General features: G+C 58.7%; 14 protein-coding genes and 2 pseudogenes. 4 read left to right on the forward strand and 12 right to left on the reverse strand.

All coding sequences use genetic code 11. The features are described 5' to 3' along the window. Nucleotides 1-106: 106 nt before the first annotated feature. A complete protein-coding gene (locus ACP7E6_RS14875; protein WP_426230489.1) occupies nt 107-853 on the reverse strand; it encodes a GntR family transcriptional regulator in 747 nt (248 codons plus the stop codon). A 385-nt stretch (nt 854-1,238) separates the two neighbouring features. After that, nucleotides 1,239-1,457 carry a hypothetical protein gene (locus ACP7E6_RS14880; protein ID WP_426230490.1) on the reverse strand — a complete coding sequence of 73 codons (219 nt, stop codon included), beginning with the start codon at nt 1,455-1,457 and terminating at the stop codon, nt 1,239-1,241. Between the two features lie 310 nt (nt 1,458-1,767). Here ACP7E6_RS14880 and ACP7E6_RS14885 point away from each other — a divergent pair, with 310 nt between their 5' ends. Further along, a complete protein-coding gene (locus ACP7E6_RS14885) occupies nt 1,768-2,004 on the forward strand; it encodes a DUF6894 family protein (protein WP_426230491.1) in 237 nt (78 codons plus the stop codon). A gap of 119 nt (nt 2,005-2,123) precedes the next feature. Continuing rightward, a pseudogene (locus ACP7E6_RS14890) lies at nt 2,124-2,324 on the forward strand (DUF6894 family protein); the annotation flags it as partial. A 98-nt stretch (nt 2,325-2,422) separates the two neighbouring features. On the opposite strand, the gene ACP7E6_RS14895 reads toward ACP7E6_RS14890, so the two are convergent. Both ACP7E6_RS14895 and ACP7E6_RS14900 read right to left on the reverse strand, forming a co-directional pair. Next, complete coding sequence (locus ACP7E6_RS14895) at nt 2,423-3,145, reverse strand: aspartate/glutamate racemase family protein (protein ID WP_426230492.1); 723 nt, start codon at nt 3,143-3,145, stop codon at nt 2,423-2,425. Between the two features lie 23 nt (nt 3,146-3,168). Then, entirely contained in the window at nt 3,169-3,798 is a 630-nt protein-coding gene (locus ACP7E6_RS14900) for a flavin reductase family protein (protein ID WP_426230493.1), read from the reverse strand. A gap of 131 nt (nt 3,799-3,929) precedes the next feature. Here ACP7E6_RS14900 and ACP7E6_RS14905 point away from each other — a divergent pair, with 131 nt between their 5' ends. Continuing rightward, the gene (locus ACP7E6_RS14905; RefSeq protein ID WP_426230494.1) at nt 3,930-4,607 is read left to right on the forward strand and encodes a GntR family transcriptional regulator; all 678 of its coding nucleotides are present in this window, start codon (nt 3,930-3,932) and stop codon (nt 4,605-4,607) included. An 8-nt stretch (nt 4,608-4,615) separates the two neighbouring features. Here ACP7E6_RS14905 and ACP7E6_RS14910 read toward each other — a convergent pair whose 3' ends face one another. The 7 genes from ACP7E6_RS14910 to ACP7E6_RS14940 all read right to left on the reverse strand — a co-directional run bounded on the left by ACP7E6_RS14910 (nt 4,616) and on the right by ACP7E6_RS14940 (nt 13,396). Beyond that, a complete protein-coding gene (locus ACP7E6_RS14910; protein WP_426230495.1) occupies nt 4,616-5,605 on the reverse strand; it encodes an ABC transporter ATP-binding protein in 990 nt (329 codons plus the stop codon). Beyond that, the gene (locus tag ACP7E6_RS14915) at nt 5,602-6,585 is read right to left on the reverse strand and encodes an ABC transporter ATP-binding protein (protein ID WP_426230497.1); all 984 of its coding nucleotides are present in this window, start codon (nt 6,583-6,585) and stop codon (nt 5,602-5,604) included. Before ACP7E6_RS14915 ends, ACP7E6_RS14910 begins: the two co-directional genes overlap by 4 nt. Beyond that, nucleotides 6,578-8,071 (reverse strand): amidohydrolase family protein, encoded by a 1,494-nt coding sequence (locus ACP7E6_RS14920; protein ID WP_426230499.1) that lies wholly within the window; start codon nt 8,069-8,071, stop codon nt 6,578-6,580. The genes ACP7E6_RS14915 and ACP7E6_RS14920 overlap by 8 nt, the downstream gene beginning before the upstream one ends. Continuing rightward, nucleotides 8,071-9,264, reverse strand: coding sequence for an amidohydrolase family protein (locus ACP7E6_RS14925; RefSeq protein WP_426230500.1), 1,194 nt, complete (start codon nt 9,262-9,264; stop codon nt 8,071-8,073). Before ACP7E6_RS14925 ends, ACP7E6_RS14920 begins: the two co-directional genes overlap by 1 nt. 5 nt (nt 9,265-9,269) lie before the next feature. After that, entirely contained in the window at nt 9,270-10,220 is a 951-nt protein-coding gene (locus ACP7E6_RS14930) for an ABC transporter permease (protein ID WP_426230501.1), read from the reverse strand. Between the two features lie 17 nt (nt 10,221-10,237). Then, a complete protein-coding gene (locus ACP7E6_RS14935; protein ID WP_426230502.1) occupies nt 10,238-11,206 on the reverse strand; it encodes an ABC transporter permease in 969 nt (322 codons plus the stop codon). Between the two features lie 624 nt (nt 11,207-11,830). After that, nucleotides 11,831-13,396, reverse strand: coding sequence for an ABC transporter substrate-binding protein (locus ACP7E6_RS14940; RefSeq protein ID WP_426230503.1), 1,566 nt, complete (start codon nt 13,394-13,396; stop codon nt 11,831-11,833). 168 nt (nt 13,397-13,564) lie between these two features. Between ACP7E6_RS14940 and ACP7E6_RS14945 the strand changes: the two are divergent. Beyond that, nucleotides 13,565-15,039: pseudogene (locus ACP7E6_RS14945) on the forward strand (amidohydrolase family protein). A gap of 318 nt (nt 15,040-15,357) precedes the next feature. Here ACP7E6_RS14945 and ACP7E6_RS14950 read toward each other — a convergent pair. Then, nucleotides 15,358-16,977, reverse strand: a complete 1,620-nt coding sequence (locus tag ACP7E6_RS14950; protein WP_426230504.1) for a dihydroxyacetone kinase subunit DhaK — start codon at nt 16,975-16,977, stop codon at nt 15,358-15,360. Between the last annotated feature and the right edge of the window lie 8 nt (nt 16,978-16,985).

A 16,985-nucleotide genomic window follows, 5' to 3' on the forward strand; every position in this document is an offset into this window, starting at 1 on the left:
TAAGTCCATTTTTCAAGGCCTGAATGTCAAGCGCCACGTCCGGCTCTCCTGTTGTGCCATCACGGTAACAGGACAAGACCAGATTGCAACAGGACTTTAACTGGTATTATCGCATTAGCTCGATGACGAAGTCGTAGACATCACCGCGATATTTGGTTTGCGTGAATTCGACAATCTGGCCATCGGCAAGGAAGCAACGGCGCTCCATGATCAACAAACTCGCATCTTCGGGCGTACCGAGCAGACGGCGCTCCTCTTCGCTTGCGGGCTTTGCCTGCATGCGCTGCAGGGCGCGAACGGGGAGCGCGCTATTGGCTTCCAGGTATTCATAAAGCGAGTCCTGGATCGAATGCGGATCCGGCACAAAGCGAGCCGGCAAGGTCGCTGTCTCGATGGCGATAGGGACGTTGTCCGCTGTACGCAGGCGCCGGAGACGAACGATCTTTTCGCTGCCGGAAATACCCAGCGCCATCATTTCGGCCGGCGATGGGCGTGAAATATCGCGCGAAATCCACCTGCATCCGGGCTCGAGGCCGCGCGAGCGCATGTCTTCTGAAAAGCTCGTCATCGTAGCCAGGGACTTTTCGAGGCGCGAAGAAACCACCGTCTTGGCGCCTTGGCGGCGATCGAGAAAGCCGTCGGAGACCAGGCCATCTATTGCTTTGCGTACCGTGACACGCGAGATATTCAACGCCTCACATAACATGCGTTCGCTCGGGATAACGGCGCCGTGCCTAATCTGTGCCGCCCCGATGGCCGCCTTGATGCCGTCTTCCAGCTTGCGGTAAAGCGGCTCATTGCTTTCGATCGCGAGCGCCTGTTTGAGAAGATCAAATGTTGTCTGGTCACCCATTGGAATACTCACTTAAAAGAGAGCACTCTTATGCAAATTTTTTTTCTACAGGTAAACTGGTATTGTTCTTGTCGTCTCTTCGAAAATTAATTCGCAGCGCGGTCACATTGGTCCGGCATTGTCGATGGGAGATTTGGCCAGATTGGCCAATGCCATTCAAGGCGTTCAATCGCACTCTTCGAAAGCCTTGCCCGGGTCACGCTGTTTTTGATTTGCTACTAGACCGGACTTACCCGCGCCAAACCAGTGACACAATATGACCTTAGCATGAAACGTGCGGAGGCATCCCGGGAGGCCTTCGGATGCAAGATCCGTCCAATCCGCGTAAGCAGCCGTAATACAATACTCCTCCTGGAGCGGCTCTGCTGCGCGACGGGAACTGGCGTCATAGACCTGCGCTGGTCTTCAAACCCGCCGATGGTGGGCGCGGCACGCCAAAGAGTGAAAGAATCTCGTCCAGAAGATCGTTTGCACTGTCCTCGTCAATTTCGACACGCGCCTGCCCTTTGTCGGTATCCATGACCAGCAAACCGCGCAGTGGATCGTTCGACAGCAGTGTCAATTGCGACTTGATCAGCTTGGGGTTATTCACATCTACAATCATTTGAGACATCCGTTGAAACAAGGCTGAACTACCAAAAAAATATTTTAGACACACCTAATTAACACGTGGATCGGGTGAGAATTTCAATCCGAGTAACTGCAAGGGATCTGTCCTGTCCTGCAGCCAGCGAACGCTGGTAAAGGCGCCATAACGCAATGGAGTAGCGGCTAAACACTGAAGTCGGACTTACCCTGATCATTAGAATTGTACTCATGGGAAAGACACGGCAATATATATTAACATTTTCTAAAATAAAATGGAACAATCCGCACTTTTCGGCGTTTGCGCCTCAACCGGAGGGGGTGCAGTTATGGCGCAAAAGTTTTTTTTCCATCTGAGAGATGGCGAGAGTTTTGACGAAGATACCGTAGGTGTCGATTTGCCGAACTCCAATGAGGCACGTCGCCAGGGAAGGCTGGCACTGCACGAATTGATCATCGAAGAAATTGCCACCGGCTTGCCCGTTGGTGATCGGTCATTCGAGGTGACCGACGAGGAAGGCTTTATGCACTTCAAGTTGGCATTCCGCGACATCGTGCATCGCTGAGGCGGCCCGTGCCGATCAGGCTGGGCAATCCACGGAACATTCCCGACCGTAGAACAGTTCATGGCGAACACGGTAAGGAGTGACCCATGCCAATGTTCTACTAGAACCTACGCTCCGGCGATTACCTCGCGGAAGGCACAGTAGGCGTACATTCACCGGACATGGAATCAGCTCGGAAATCCGCCATAATTGCTGCTCGGCACGTGCTGAACCAGTCGGCTGCGATGCGCTTACCTGCGAACGGCGGAATAGTCGAAGTCTGCGACGATCAAGGCTCTACCCTCTTCAGCATTAGCCTCAAGGACGTGCTGCATAGTTGATTGTCAGCGTTCCTAATCTGCATCGGTTCGCGCATTCGGTAGCCTGAGCTGGAATTCCCGTTGACCCCATGGTCGGCTATCCTCTTGAACGACCGATTTCAGGCGCAGGCTGAGACCTTGGCTTCCTTGATGCGGGGATAATCATAGGCGTTTACTTTCGAGGTCGTATAGCCGGCACCAACCAGTGCCTCCGCAAGTTTTATGGCCGCCGTCACGCCGTCAATGACCGGTATGCCTGTCGCGTGTCTCAGCCGGTCGCACAGGGTCGACATACCGGCGCAGCCGAGGATGATGGCCTCCGCCCGGTCCACGCGTTTGGCCGCTTCGATCTCGATTGTCAGCAGACGCTCCGCCTCGACAGGATCCTCCTCCAGCCCAAGTACTGGGAGGTTGATGGCGCGCACGTTGCGGCAATGGCGCTCCGCCCCATAGTTGCTCACCAGATCCTCGATGATAGGGATCGAGCGTGGTAGCGTGGTGACGATTGAAAACCGGCGGCTGATGGTCATGGCGACCTGAACGGCTGCCTGGCAAATACCAATGACCGGTCCGCGCGCCACTTCGCGCGCAGCATGCAAACCTGGATCATCGAAACAGGCCACCACATAGGCATCGATGCCCAGGCGTTCACCCCTTCGGATTTCGTCCAGCATGCCCGGCACCGCTATGGCCTCGTCGGCGCCGCCTTCGATGCTAACAGGCGTGCCAAGCGGATTGACGGCGGAAACATCCGTATCCCCATGCTTGACGCGCAGCGCGCTCGCCAGTGCCTGAGCGGTCATGGATGCGGTTGAGTTGGGATTGATAAGACGGATATGCATGGAATGGAACCTTTCAGCGCCCCTCAATCGCCCTGCGGCTTGATGAAATCGGCAATTGACGGAGCCTTCAGAACGAACTGGCGGTCCGAGGTGATGTAGTTGTCGGCATGCAGCCGGGCGATCGGCTGGTACTGTTCCGGGTCGACATAATGTCCCTCGCGATCCAGGCATTCGCGCCGGACGTGCATATGAACGACTTCGCCCAGAACCAGGGTGCGGCGCGGGTAGTCGATAAAGCGCTCGACCCTGCATTCAAAAACGCAGGGCGATTGCGCCGCATAGGCTGCGTCGATACTGGTGCATGGGGCCGCGGTGAGACCGGCCATGGACAGCTCATCCACCTCGCTGTCAAAGCCAAGGCCGCAGACCAGCATCTGCTGCGAGAGAGCCATGTCCACCATGTTGATGGCGAATTCCTTACTGCGGCGGATATTTGCCGTCGTATCCTTTTCCTCGCCCGTAAGGCGCGGCTGGATGCCGAGAACAACGATAGCCGGATCATGGGAGAATACGTTGAAAAAGCTCATCGGCGCTGCATTGTTATGTCCGGCCCGAGAGCGTGTCGTCACCAACGCGATCGGCCGCGGTCCGATGAAGTTCGTCAGCAAGCGGTAGCGGCTTTGCGGATCAAGGTGGGTGAAGTCAAATTCCATCGCGCCGTTCCAAATGAATAATCAACAATATCATTTCATATTGTTGACAATCCTGCAATCAAAATTCTGCTGTTACGGTTGACTTTTTCTGCCGTTTCACGCTTGTCTAACCCCAATGGGGAGTGAATTTGATGACCGAACAAAGCGGCCCTTCTACGCAGCAGATTGTCGAGAAAGTCTGGCTCTCCATTGCCGAGCGGAGGCTGCGGCCAGGTGTCCAGCTCAAGGAAGAGCAACTGGCTACAATTTTCAATGTCAGCCGCGCCAGAATTCGCCAGGCTCTTTCGGTTCTTGAACGAGACGGGCTCGTTACGATTATTCCAAATCGGGGCGCCTTCATTTGCAAACCCTCTGTCGAAGAGGCCCGGGATGTGTTCTTCGTGCGAAGAACGGTAGAACGCTGCGTCATCGAGCGGTTGTGCGTATCGGTCTCCAAGCCCAATCTGAAGCGTCTGCGCGAGCATGTCGCCAAGGAGCGCATCGCCAACGCCCAGGATGTCACTACCGACATTATCAAACTCTCGGGCGGTTTTCACCTGCTACTCGCCGAGACCGTCGGCTCCGACTTCCTATTTACGACCATGCGGGACCTGATCTCCAGATCGTCGCTGATTACAGCCGTCTACCGCAATACCAACCGCTTCAACTGCGGACCGGACGAACATGCCGAGATCGTCGAGGCGATCGCCAGCAATGATGTTGAAAAGGCAACCCATCTGATGGCCCATCATCTGGACCACGTGGAATCCGAACTCGATCTCAGCGAAATCCGCGACCTTTCCCACGACCTGCGCGCAGCGTTGAGCTGAGCCACCGGTCAGGCGCTCGCCGTTGCATCGGTCGCAAGATGGCAGGCGACGCGCGTACCGTTGGCAAGTGCCCGAACGGCCGGCACTTCCGCCGAACAGCGCGCCGTTGCGATCGGGCAGCGTGGGTGGAAGGTGCATCCGGAGGGCGGTTTGAGCGGGCTTGGCACTTCGCCGGTTGCCAGTTCCCGGTCGCGCTGCGGCGCGTCGATGTTGGGAATGGTCTGCAGCAGAAGCTGCGTGTAGGGATGACGAGGGCGAGCAAAAAGCTCCTCGGTATCGCCCTCTTCGACGATGCGGCCCAGATACATGACCGCGATGCGATCCGACATGTGTCGCACCACGCTCATGTCGTGGCTGATGAAGAGGTAGGTGAGGCCCAATTCATCCTGAAGACGCCGCATGAGGTTGAGAACTTGAGCCTGAACCGAGACGTCGAGCGCCGAGGTCGGTTCGTCGCACACGAGAAATTCCGGCTCGCCTGCCAGAGCGCGGGCAATCGATATACGCTGGCGCTGACCACCGGAAAACTCGTGCGGAAATTTATCTCCGTCGGACGCAGAAAGCCCGACAGTCAGGAGAAGCTCCTCGACGCGCTCGGTGACTTCGGCAGCAGTGTCGCGCAGCTTCAGTTCGCGCAAGGGCTCGGCGATGATGTTCTTTACCCGCCAGCGCGGATTGAGCGAAGCGTAGGGATCCTGGAAAATCATCTGGGCGGAGAGTGGTGCCCCTGTCCGGCCAGGCGCAAACCTGATCTCTCCGGCGCTTGCCTTGTGCAATCCCGTGACCAACCGGGCAACTGTTGATTTGCCGCAGCCGCTCTCTCCGACGATGCTGAGGCAGCCGCCGGCGGGCACGGTAAAATCGATATCGTTGACCGCCTGCACGAACTGGCGCGGCTTACGCTCAATCACCCGGTTGAGCCAAGGGGCGGAAACGTCGAAAGTCTTGACCAGACCGTTGACGGTCAAGGCCGGCTTTTTCTGAGCAGATACGGTCATGTTGTTCCTCCCGCGTTAAGCCAGCAGGCGCTGGCGCCATCGCCAATGGCTATGAGTTCGGGTCTCTGGCGCAGACACCGCGAGCCGACGGAAACGCAACGCGGATTGAAGGCGCAACCTGCGGGAATGGCGTCCAGGCGCGGCATCGAGCCGTCGATCTGATTGAGCTTTTCAACGCGTGCGCCAAGCGATGGGATCGATGCCATCAGCCCTTGCGTATAGGGATGACGCGGTGCATGCAGCACTTGTTCGACCGGCCCAATTTCGATGAGGCGGCCAGCATACATGACAGCGACGCGGTCTGCGGCTTCGGCAATGACTCCCATGTCATGGGTCACCAGCATGACTGCCGTCCGCTTCTCCTTGCAGAGCCTGCGAAGCAGCGAAATGATCTGCGCCTGGATCGAGACGTCGAGCGCGGTGGTCGGCTCGTCGGCAATAATGAGCTTGGGCGACGCCGCGAGGGCGAGCGCGATAACCACGCGCTGTCGCATACCGCCTGAAAACTGGTGCGGATAATGGTCAACCCGCAGCTCAGGCGCCGGAATGCCGACATCGCGCAAAAGCTGCACGGCTCGGGCGCGCGCCTCGACCTTACCCATTGAAAGATGCAGGCGGATCGTTTCCGTAAGTTGCGAGCCGACAGTGAACAACGGATTGAGCGACGTCAGCGGATCCTGAAAGATCGCCCCGATCTCCCGGCCTCTGATCTGCTCCATGGCGCGATCGTCGAGCGTGTCGATCCGGCGGTCGCCGAGCCAGATTTCACCGCCGCTAATCCGGCCAGGTCGCTCGAGCAAGCCCTGAATCGCCAGACCCGTCATCGATTTACCGGCGCCGGATTCACCGACGACGCCGAGGATCTCGCCTGCACGGATGGACAGGCTGATATCCGACAGCGGTGTCACGGCGCCACGGCGGCCTGGAAACTCCACCTGAAGATTGCGGACGTCAATGACCGATTTTTCTACTTCACCCATGGGTATCAACCTCGATCGGATAGCTCGGCGAGAAGATTTCGGAAACTGGCGGATTGTTCCAGCTCCGTTCCGGATATTTGGCGATCAGCCCCTCATACTGCGTCTGCGCCTCGACGCGGGCTTGCTCCATGTCGATGCCTGCAAGCTTGCGGTTCAGCATCGAGACACGGCCATCGACGAAGACGGCGCGGGTGACCTTGCCGGAGCCGCCGGTTACCAGCGTCGTGATGGGGTCGATGGACGGCGCCATAATGGTATCGTCGAGATCGAAGACCGCAATGTCGGCGCGGGCACCCGGCGAAAGATGGCCTAGATCCGGACGCCCGAGCGCACGGGCACCGCCAAGCGTTGCAGCGTTGTAGAGGTCGGCCGACCTCACATGATCTGGTGTACCGTCGTTGATGCGGCAGGTGATAAGCCCGACGAGCAGGTTCATCAGCATGTCCGCAGGTGCCGTATCCGTGCCCATGGCAATGTTGATGCCACGCTTGCGGCAGGCAGAGAAGGAATTCAGCGTGCTGCCGCCACGGCTGGAAACCAGCGGACAGTGCACGATTGAAACACCATTTTGCGCATAAAGCTCCAGGTCTTCCTCGGTGGCGTTCGTGGCATGCGGGGCGATCAGCCGGTCGCTGAGGAGGCCAGCCTTGGCGAGCCATACCGGTGCGGTCGAACCGTGCAGCATGCGGACTGTATCCACCTCCATGGCGCCCTGCGCCATGTGCAGGCGAAACTTGACGCCCAGATCGCGTGCGGCGGCGTCTGTCCGTTGCAGAAGGTTTAGCGTCGATGTCTCGACCCGATCCGGCGCCAGCATTCCGCGCACGAGATCCCCATGGCTTCCGTGCTGCCGTTCGATATAGGCGATGGCGCCGTTCAGCCCGTGGAAGCCTCGCTCCTCGTCGAACACCGGAACTATCTTGCCGGGCTTTTCCAGAACCATGCCGCCCGAGCGATAGGCCGGGCTCAGATAGACACGCAAGCCGAGCTCGCCGGCGGCATCTGCTGCTGCGTCAAATTCAGCGGCAGTTTCGCCCCATTCGCGATAGAACAGCGAGGCGATGGGTGCCGCTGTCGTGATGCCGTTAAGGAGCAGTTGGCCGAAAGCAAAACGCTTCTGGAAGGCCAACTCGTCCTGGCTGTACATTTCATAAGGGCCTGCCTCGACATAGGAGCGCGGCCAGACGCGGCCTTTGGTCCAGCCGGGATGATTGTCGATGCCCAGAATGGTCGTGTCGAGGTCGGACAACGCATCGAGATCGATCAGACCGGGGCTGATCAGCGCGTTGCCGAAATCGATGCGGCGGGCTACCTCTCCGGCAAAACGGTGACCAACGAAAAGGATCTCGCCATTTTCGAAAACAACTTCACCGTTCTGCAGAAGCCGGTGATTGCCATCCTTATAGCCAACCACCCAGCTTGCGGTAATAAGCGTGCGGCGTTCCGGACGGCTGCCAAGCGCGAGGGATGCAAGGTCTTTCCTCATCACGGCATCTCCACCAAGGCTTCGCCTTGACGGGCAGTGACCTTGCCTGCCTTCAGGACCAATGGCCGAGGCGCGATATCAACCACAGCATGGGCGAGCGTCTCGCCGGTCAAGAGGGTCAAATCGGCATTGCATCCAATCTGCAGGCCGTAGTTTTCCAGCCGCATCACGTCGGCTCCCCCTTGGGAGACGACATGCAGAACATGAGCAAGCTCGATGTCGGAACGCAGCCCGTTTTTCATGCCTATGACCTTGGCGCGGTCCAGCATATCCGGCTGACCCCACGGACCCCAGGTGTCGCGGATACCGTCACAGCCGCCGCCAACGCGCACACCGGCCTCCTTCAACCGCATGATGGAAGGCACGTTGGCCGAGGGCGCTCCGGTCGTCAGAATCGCGACATCGAGCCGGGCGATCTCGTCGATCAGCTTGCCGACGCGCAGATAGTCATTCATGCCGAGTGCGAAGGCGTGGCTGATCGCAACTTTGCCTTCCATGCCATGGGCACGGATGCGCTCGAAAATCAGCTCCATGGTGAAGGCGCCGAGATCGGCTGCTTCATGCAGGTGAATGTCGATCGGAACGCCATGCTTGACGGCAAGGGCAAAGAGGATGTCGAGCTGGCCCTTCGGATCGCGGTCGATGCCGCACGGGTCGATGCCACCCAGCACTTCGCAACCCTGGCGCAGGGCTTCGTCCAGAAGCTCCACCGTACCGGCCATGACCATCACGCCGGACTGTGGGAAGGCAACGATTTCGATATCGATGACACCCTTCAGCTTTTCGCGGGTTTCCCAGACACCTTCGACAAGCGAAAGGCCGTGGGTTGGATCAATATCGACATGGCTACGGATATGCGTGCCGCCGTTAGCGGCGAGCCCGATCGCGTGGCGCATGGACTGGCGATGCGGATCCATGCCGATTTCAAGCCGGTTTTCCCGTTCGAAATCGATCCGCTCGCGCAGGACTGCGGCGCGGTTGTTTACATGCCAGGGCATGCCCCAGGTGGTCTTGTCGAGATGGGTATGGGCATCGATCAAACCGGGAACTGCGATGGCGTTGCCGCCGTCCTCGACGGACATGCCGGGCTCGGGCTCAAACGTTCCAAAACCTGCAATCTTCCCGGCCTTGATCAGGACATCGCAGCTTTCACCGGCCTTCGGCCTGACATTGCGGAGCAAGAGATCGTGCATGGAACTTACCTCAGTTTCGGATTGAGCGCATCGCGCAGCCAATCGCCGAGCACATTGACGGTGACGACCAGCAGGCAGAGTTGAGCGACGGGGAACAGGACGATCCACCAGGAACCAGAAAACAGGAATTGATTGCCGATGCGGATCAGCGTTCCAAGCGAAGGTTGACTTGGCGGCATGCCTATACCCAGAAACGACAGCGTCGCCTCCGTCAGGATAGCCATGCCGAAATTCAGCGTGGCAGCGACCATGATCGGTGTCAGCGTATTGGGCAAAATATGGTGAGCCATGATGCGCCGGGACGGTACGCCAATGAGTTTGGCCGCCTGCACGTAGTCCTTGCCGCTCTCAACAATCGCCTGGGCGCGCACCGTTCGGGCATATTGCACCCATGCCGAAAGAGCGATGGCGAGGACGAGCACGGCCGATGCGCCGATCTCGCGCAGGCTTTCTGGCAGCATCTGGCGCACGACGGTCGAAACGAGGATCGCAACGAGGATCGTTGGAATAGAGAGCATAATGTCGCCGATGCGCATCAATAGATTGTCGATGAACCCGCCGAAATATCCGGCAATCAGACCGGCGGTCAAACCGATGACCAGGGACAGTGCCACGGAGGCGATGCCGATGACGATCGAAATGCGCGTGCCGTAGAGAATGGCCGAGAGCATGTCGCGGCCCTGCGTGTCGGTTCCCAGCAAATAGGGCCACTCGCCGCCGTCCTGCCAGATCGGCGGCAGCTCAGCTTTCCACATATCGAGGAGTGCCCCGTCATACGGGTTCTGCGGCGCGATCAACGGCGCAAAAATTGCCGTCAGGATGAGTACCGCCAACAGAATGGCGCTGATCTGCGCTGATCTGCTCTGACTGAAAGACCAACAGAGATCGCTGTTGCGGATACGTTTGAACAGAGACGGACGGACGGCCTTGGCCGCTTGCGAAACTTCAGTGGTCATCGAACAGGCCCCGTTTCTCAGTGTGCGTTGCGCAGGCGGGGATCAATCACCGCGTAGGCGATATCAACCAGCATGTTGAGGACAACAAAGATGAAGGAAATAATGCAGAGATACGCTGCCATGACCGGGATATCGAGAAAGGTCACAGCCTGGATGAAGAGCATGCCCATGCCAGGCCACTGAAAGACTGTCTCGGTGATCAGCGCGAAGGCAATCAGCGCCCCGACATTCATGGCTGTCATCGTGACAACCGGCATGAGACAGTTACGCAAGGCATGACGGAAGTAGATGCGCCAGCGCGGGATACCGCGTGCCCGGGCAAACTTGACATAGTCGGAGCGTAGCACTTCGAGCATTTCCGCCCGCACCAGCCGCATCACCAGCGTGATCTGATAGAGCGACAAGGCGATCGAGGGCAGGATCAGCGCCGCCAGACCAGAGGAGGTCAGGAAGCCGGTGGACCACCATCCGATCTGCACCACTTCGCCGCGCCCAAAGGCGGGCGCCCAACCCAGGATCACCGAAAAGACAAGGATCAATAGGATGCCGACAACGAAGCTCGGCAGGGATACCCCGACAATGGACAGGAATTGCAGACTTTCCGTGTACCACTTGCCGCGCTTGATCGCGGTCAGGATGCCCAGCGGAAGACCGAACAGCAAGGAGAGGACCGTCGCGACCAGAACCAGTTCCAGCGTCGCCGGAAACCGCTCGGCAATCACGGGCAGTACTTTTTGGCCATTGCGGTAGGACACACCGAAATCACCCTGCACCGCGTTGGTGACGAAACGGATATATTGCGTCGGCAGGCTGTCGTTCAGGCCGAGACGTTCGCGAAGAGCCGCGCGGTCGGCCTGAGACGTCTGCTCCCCCACCATCAACTCGACGGGGTCGCCGGCAAGCCGGAAGATCAGAAAGGCGAGCAAGGCGACGGACAGCATCACCAGAACGGCATTCCCGAGACGTTTGATGATGAAGACTAGCATGGTGACCTCTCCGCTTCGCTTCAGCCACGGGCAGACCCTGCCCGGATGATTCGATCAATGACGCTTACAGACAGGGATGGCCGCTTGGCAGCAAATGCAAAGCTGATCGGCGTGCCCTTCAGTATCCGGGACGCAAGTCAGCACCACCACGAGACGTACGCTCCTCACGTACAACCTCCCCTGTTCTCGTCGCACCCCCATTAAGACAAGGTTTCAAAAGTTGTCAACGTAATTGTAGACAATTTTGTGGATTTCGAACGTCGTCACCTCTACATTTTGCCGACGCCACCCGGCCGCAACGGATAGCTTGGCGTAAACTGGGCCTTAACCGGCATATGGCCCCGCCCGGGCGGCACCGAAGTTGATCCGGCGAACAAACTCGCGGAGAAGCGAGAGACCGGCAAAATTACGGCTCCCTCTTCCATGACGATCGCGCCATGTGGCACGAGATGAGGCGTACCGTTACGCCAGGCGAGAACCCGACCCGCGGTCAAATGGGTACGGCCTGACGGCGGTTGGCCGAGCGCCGGCCCGCGTAGGAGACCAGCTGTGCTGGTAGTTATGAAAAGAGCGCTTCATGGGTCCATGAAGCGCTCTTTCCTGTTAAAACTGGTCTTTGGCCGACTATTTGCCCATCATCGTATGCCAATGACGCGGCTTGTTGTCGGCGCGGAAATCGACGCTCTTGACCGTGCTCAGCATGGCCCAGGCAATCGGCTGCTGATGCAGAGGAATAAGCATGGTCTCATCCTTGGCGATCTTCAGGGCCGCTTCTTCCAGCGCCAGGCGCTTGGTATTGTCCGGCTCGTGGGCTGCCTGATCGACTAGCTTGTCGATTTCCGGATTTGACCAGCTGCCATAGTTGGAGACGCCCATCGCGCCCTTGCGGGTCGAAAGGACCTGCGACAGCAGCGAGTAAGCGTCGAGCGTCGGCTCGTTTGCCCAGCTGAGATTGAACACGTCGGCCTTACCGTTGCTGCGTTTTGGCGTCTGGACGGCGCGCGGAGCGATATCCATGGTCGGCTGGAAGCCGCCGCGCTTTAACATGTTGACGATACCCGAGCAGATATCTTCTTCGTTGATGCTTTCGTCGTTCATGCACATGTAGGTGAAGGCGAGATCCTTCATGCCGGCGTCAACCAGCAACTGCTGGGCGCGCGCCGGATCGGCGGGGCTGTAGGTATCGAGCGACTTGGCATAACCGGAAATTTCCGGGGCGATGAGCGAACCGGAAGGACGCGCAAGACCGCGCATCACCTTTTTATTGATGAGATCACGGTCAACCGACGCTTCGAATGCTTGGCGCACACGCAGGTCGTTGAACGGGTTCGGACGACCGTCTTCGAGCTTTTCCTGGCGGTTGAACGCGACGAACACTGTACGCAGTTCCGTGCGCTTCTTGACGGTGATCCCCGGCGAGGATTCCAGACGCGGCAGATCCTGGATCGGCGCGGAATCGATCACGTCGATCTCACCGGAGAGAACGGCAGCCACACGCGTCGCAGCCGACGAGATCGGCATGAACTCGATGCGATCGAGATTGTGCTTCTTTTCATCCCACCAGCCATCATTGACGACGAGAACGGTCTTGCTGTCCGGGACGCGGCTTTCCAGCTTGAAGGGGCCTGTGCCATTGGTGTGCTGCGTGGTGTAGCCTTCAACCTTTGATGCAAAATCAGTGGGCTTTTCGCTGTTGTTGTCCTTTAGCCACGTCGCATCGAATATGAAAATATTGGTGATGTCGTTGAGAAACAGCGAGGTCGGTGCAGTCACTTCGATATCGACAGTGTGGTCATCGACTTTGCTGACGCCGGCGAACAGCGGGATATTGCCGCGCAGCGGCGAGGTCGCATCCGATGCGCGCTTGAAGGAGGCCACCACGTCGTCGGCGGTGAAATCGGCGCCGTCATGGAACTTCACACCCTTGCGCAGGGTGAAGCGCCAGTGTTTGTCATCGATGAGCTTCCACTCGGTGGCGAGCGCCGGCTCGATCTTGAAGTCCGGATCGTAGCGCACCAGCCCCTCATAAACATGGTTGAGGAAGGCGAGGTTCGACGTCGATGGAACCGAATAAGGATCAAGCGAGAAGATATCGGCTCGCCCGCCCCAGCGAAGCGTTTCTGCGCTGGCAGGCGCAGCAATGGCAGCCGCAGTCAGCGCGGCAAGAATGAAGCTTTTCACATGGGACATGTTTCCCCCCTTATTGATCGTTGATGCGCCTGCATATCCAAGCACCCAGGCAGAAGGGAGTATTGTTTCACCTATTTCTATTGTCAATGATATTGTTGACAATTATCGTAGCCAAAAGTCGCCCCTCCGGTCAGAGGGGCGGCGGTTATGAAAATAGGGGGAAACGGGATGGGAAATTTTCTACTGCTTCACGGCACGATTGTCACAGTCGATCCGGAGCGTCGCATTATTGAAGACGGAGCGCTGGCCTTCGCAGGTGACAGAATTGTCGACATCGGCACAGCAGAGGCGCTTGAGCCCCGTCACACCGATAAGACAGTCATAGACTGCCGCGGCAAGCTGATCATCCCAGGGCTGATCGACGCCCATGGCCACGCGGGGCATGCCCTCATCCGCAGCGTTGCGGCCGACACCAATGCGATGTGGATGCGCGTGGTCACACCGACCTATTATCACTATGTTACCCGCGACTACTGGTATGCCGACGGCCTTGTCTCCGGCCTCGAACGGCTTCGTGCCGGCGTGACCACCGGTGCCAGCATCATCACATCGATGCCGCGCGCCGACGATCCGATCTTTGCCATCAACCATGCCCGCGCCTATAGCGAAATCGGACTGCGCGAGATCATCTGCGTCGGCCCTTCGGGTCTGCCCTGGCCACATCCGGTAACACGCTGGGAAAGCGGCAAGCCCGAACGACGCCACATCGCTTTCGAAGAGATGATCGAGGGCAGCGAAGCCGTCATCGAGGCGTTGAACGGCAGCTCCGATGGCCGCATCAGTGTTTTCCTGACGCCTTTTACCATCGTTCCGTCGGTCGAGCCGTCGAATGCATCCTCACCGGATCAGGCGGTAAAGCTGACGGCAAATGACCGGTACCAGGCGCGCCGCGTGCGTGAAACCGCCCGCAAATGGGGTGTGCGCCTGCATTCCGATGCCTTTGCCGGACAGATCCGCATGGCCTTTCAGGACAAGGAAAATGCACTGCTGGGACCTGACATTCACCTCCAGCATTGCTGGGGCATCTCGCACGAGGAAATGGCATCCTGGCCGAAACCGGCACTCACGTCTCTCACGCGCCTCCCGGACGCTCGACGCCGATCATGGAAATGATGTCCAAGGGAATCCGGGTGGCAATCACCACCGATGGAGCAGCCCCCAACCGGCATTTCGACATGCTCCAGACCGCACGATTGGCGCAGTTTACCCAGCATCTCCTCCACAACCATGACCGCTACCTGCTGCCGCCAGGTAAGATCTTCGAGATGATCACCATCGATGCGGCCCGCGCCATCGGCATGGAGCATGAGATCGGATCCCTCGAAATCGGCAAGAAGGCAGACATGGCCATTATCGACATGCGCAAACCGCACCTGATGCCGATGTGGATGCCGGTCCACCGGCTCGTCCATCAGGTGTTGGGAAGCGATGTTGATACCGTCATCGTCGACGGCAAAATCCTCATGAAAGACGGCAAGGTGCTGACAACCGACGTGGAGGCGGCGATCACTTTTGGACAGGAGGAGGCGCTGGCACTGGCCGCGCGTGCCGGGCTGCACGCCCATATGCACGAACCCGGCTGGGGAAAACTCCAGCGCACCTTCGACGAACCCGTCATTCCGCCCCAACCGCCAGAATGCTGAGGAAAAATGGATGCGGCGTCCGTATTTGCTGCCGACTTTAGTAGCCGGTTCACAAGGGAAATCGCCACCGACCCTGCCTTGGTACCGACGTCGGAATTCCAAACGGCATGCAATGCCGACGCCGCCCTCCAATCCCGCCTTCAGCTTGAGGTTCTGTCCATCACAAACTGCGCCGGGAACACGGTGCCATGGTCATCTCTACCAAGGTGATATGTCACGACCAAGCCGCTTTAGATGGACATTTTCTCGCGCCGGTGAAGGCATTATGGGCTGCACAAGCAGAACCTGGCGGTGTGCACGCGAATGGCGTTACGGATTTTACGCCGCCAGATGTTCAAACAGCCGCGCCACCGCCTCCGCACCCGGATCGATATGGCCCTTGAGTTGCTTTGCATTGATGTAAGCGGCACGGCCGGCCTTAGCCTTGACCATTGTTGCCGTAAGGTTTGCACCAGCGCGTGCGGCCGCAGCCGCCGTTTTAATGCCTTTTTCAAGCGTATCGAGAGCCGGTGAAAGTGCATCCACCATCGTCCGGTCGCCGAGGTTGGCGCCGCCGATTTCCTGCATGCGGGCAAGCCCCGCCTTCAGGGAATCTGCCATCGGCAAACCGCTTGAGGCTGCGTCTCCTGCGGCTGCAAAGAAGATGGCAAGCAGGACACCGGACGATCCGCCCATTGTCTGGCTTAATTCCTGGCCGATGGCGCGATAAAGCTGGGTATGGTCTGAAAGCGGCAACCGGTCGATCGCATTGATGAGCGCACGCGCGGCACCTGCAAGCGTTGACCCAGTATCGCCATCGCCCGATTTGGCATCCAGTGCATTCAGGTCCTCTTCCGCAGCGATCAATACCTTGCAGCAATTGATGAGGAAGTCCCGCGTCTCCTGGTGATTGGACGGCTGCGGCGTGATGGGCGTCAAGCCGTCCGGTAGAACGTCAATCACGATGGGCTTGACGGCGGACAATCCGGGCCAGGCCGCGATCGAGACCGGGGAGCCCAACGACTGGATATCAGCTTCATCCGCCGGATAGAGGGAGATGGAAAAGCCCTGCATGTCGAGCGACGTCATCATCGGCGCCGGTCCGACAACATGGGAAATCCGGTTTCCGATCGACGAGGCTATCAGCTCGTGCGTAAGCACCGACATTTCAAGCGCCGAAGTACCGCCAAGATTGTTGATTAGCGCAACATGCGGCCGGTCCTCGATGGCGGCGGCCAATTTGCTCACCACGGCCTCCATTGCCGTTCTTGCGTCGAAGAACGCGATCTGATCAACACCGGCTTCGCCGTGGATGCCGAGCCCAAGCTCGGCCATGCCGGCGGGAATACGATCTTCCTTCGGCGATCCCGGAACCGTACAGGTATCGAGCGACATGCCGATGCTCTTTGCCCCGGCAATCACCCGCTTGGCGGCTGCCGTTACTGTTTCAAGATCGGCGCCAGCCTGCGCAAGCGCGCCCGCGATCTTGTGGACGAAGAGCGTTCCCGCCACGCCACGCGCTTGCGGCAGCTCTGGCAGAGCAACGTCATCGCCAACGATGACCATGTTAACATTGAGGCCAAAGGCACGCGCGCGCTCTGCCGCCAGGCCGAAGTTCAACCGGTCGCCGGTATAGTTCTTGACGATCAAAAGGCATCCGGCCGGACCTGTAACGGCCAGGATACCGGCGAGAACCGCATCGACACTCGGAGAGGCAAAGACGTCGCCGCACACCGCTGCAGTCAGCATTCCCTTACCGACGAAACCGGCGTGAGCCGGCTCATGGCCGGAGCCGCCGCCGGAAACCAGCGCCACCTGCGACTTGTCCCAATCGCTACGCAATACCACGCGAATATGCGGGTAGCCGTCAAGACGCACCAAAGAACCGCCGCTGATGGCCAGCAGGCCATCGATCGCTTCGGTGACCACGTTTTCCCGCTTGTTGATGAACTGTGCCATTTCTGCTC

This window comes from Pararhizobium sp. DWP3-4, from assembly GCF_049898205.1.
Classification (GTDB): domain Bacteria; phylum Pseudomonadota; class Alphaproteobacteria; order Rhizobiales; family Rhizobiaceae; genus Pararhizobium.

Bases quoted from the DNA above. Each gene is read 5' to 3' on its own strand.
- ACP7E6_RS14875 (WP_426230489.1), bottom strand. From the start codon at position 853: ATGGGTGACCAGACAACATTTGATCTTCTCAAACAGGCGCTCGCGATC.
- ACP7E6_RS14880 (WP_426230490.1), bottom strand. From the start codon at position 1,457: ATGATTGTAGATGTGAATAACCCCAAGCTGATCAAGTCGCAATTGACA.
- ACP7E6_RS14885 (WP_426230491.1), top strand. From the start codon at position 1,768: ATGGCGCAAAAGTTTTTTTTCCATCTGAGAGATGGCGAGAGTTTTGAC.
- ACP7E6_RS14895 (WP_426230492.1), bottom strand. From the start codon at position 3,145: ATGCATATCCGTCTTATCAATCCCAACTCAACCGCATCCATGACCGCT.
- ACP7E6_RS14900 (WP_426230493.1), bottom strand. From the start codon at position 3,798: ATGGAATTTGACTTCACCCACCTTGATCCGCAAAGCCGCTACCGCTTG.
- ACP7E6_RS14905 (WP_426230494.1), top strand. From the start codon at position 3,930: ATGACCGAACAAAGCGGCCCTTCTACGCAGCAGATTGTCGAGAAAGTC.
- ACP7E6_RS14910 (WP_426230495.1), bottom strand. From the start codon at position 5,605: ATGACCGTATCTGCTCAGAAAAAGCCGGCCTTGACCGTCAACGGTCTG.
- ACP7E6_RS14915 (WP_426230497.1), bottom strand. From the start codon at position 6,585: ATGGGTGAAGTAGAAAAATCGGTCATTGACGTCCGCAATCTTCAGGTG.
- ACP7E6_RS14920 (WP_426230499.1), bottom strand. From the start codon at position 8,071: ATGAGGAAAGACCTTGCATCCCTCGCGCTTGGCAGCCGTCCGGAACGC.
- ACP7E6_RS14925 (WP_426230500.1), bottom strand. From the start codon at position 9,264: ATGCACGATCTCTTGCTCCGCAATGTCAGGCCGAAGGCCGGTGAAAGC.
- ACP7E6_RS14930 (WP_426230501.1), bottom strand. From the start codon at position 10,220: ATGACCACTGAAGTTTCGCAAGCGGCCAAGGCCGTCCGTCCGTCTCTG.
- ACP7E6_RS14935 (WP_426230502.1), bottom strand. From the start codon at position 11,206: ATGCTAGTCTTCATCATCAAACGTCTCGGGAATGCCGTTCTGGTGATG.
- ACP7E6_RS14940 (WP_426230503.1), bottom strand. From the start codon at position 13,396: ATGTCCCATGTGAAAAGCTTCATTCTTGCCGCGCTGACTGCGGCTGCC.
- ACP7E6_RS14950 (WP_426230504.1), bottom strand. From the start codon at position 16,977: ATGGCACAGTTCATCAACAAGCGGGAAAACGTGGTCACCGAAGCGATC.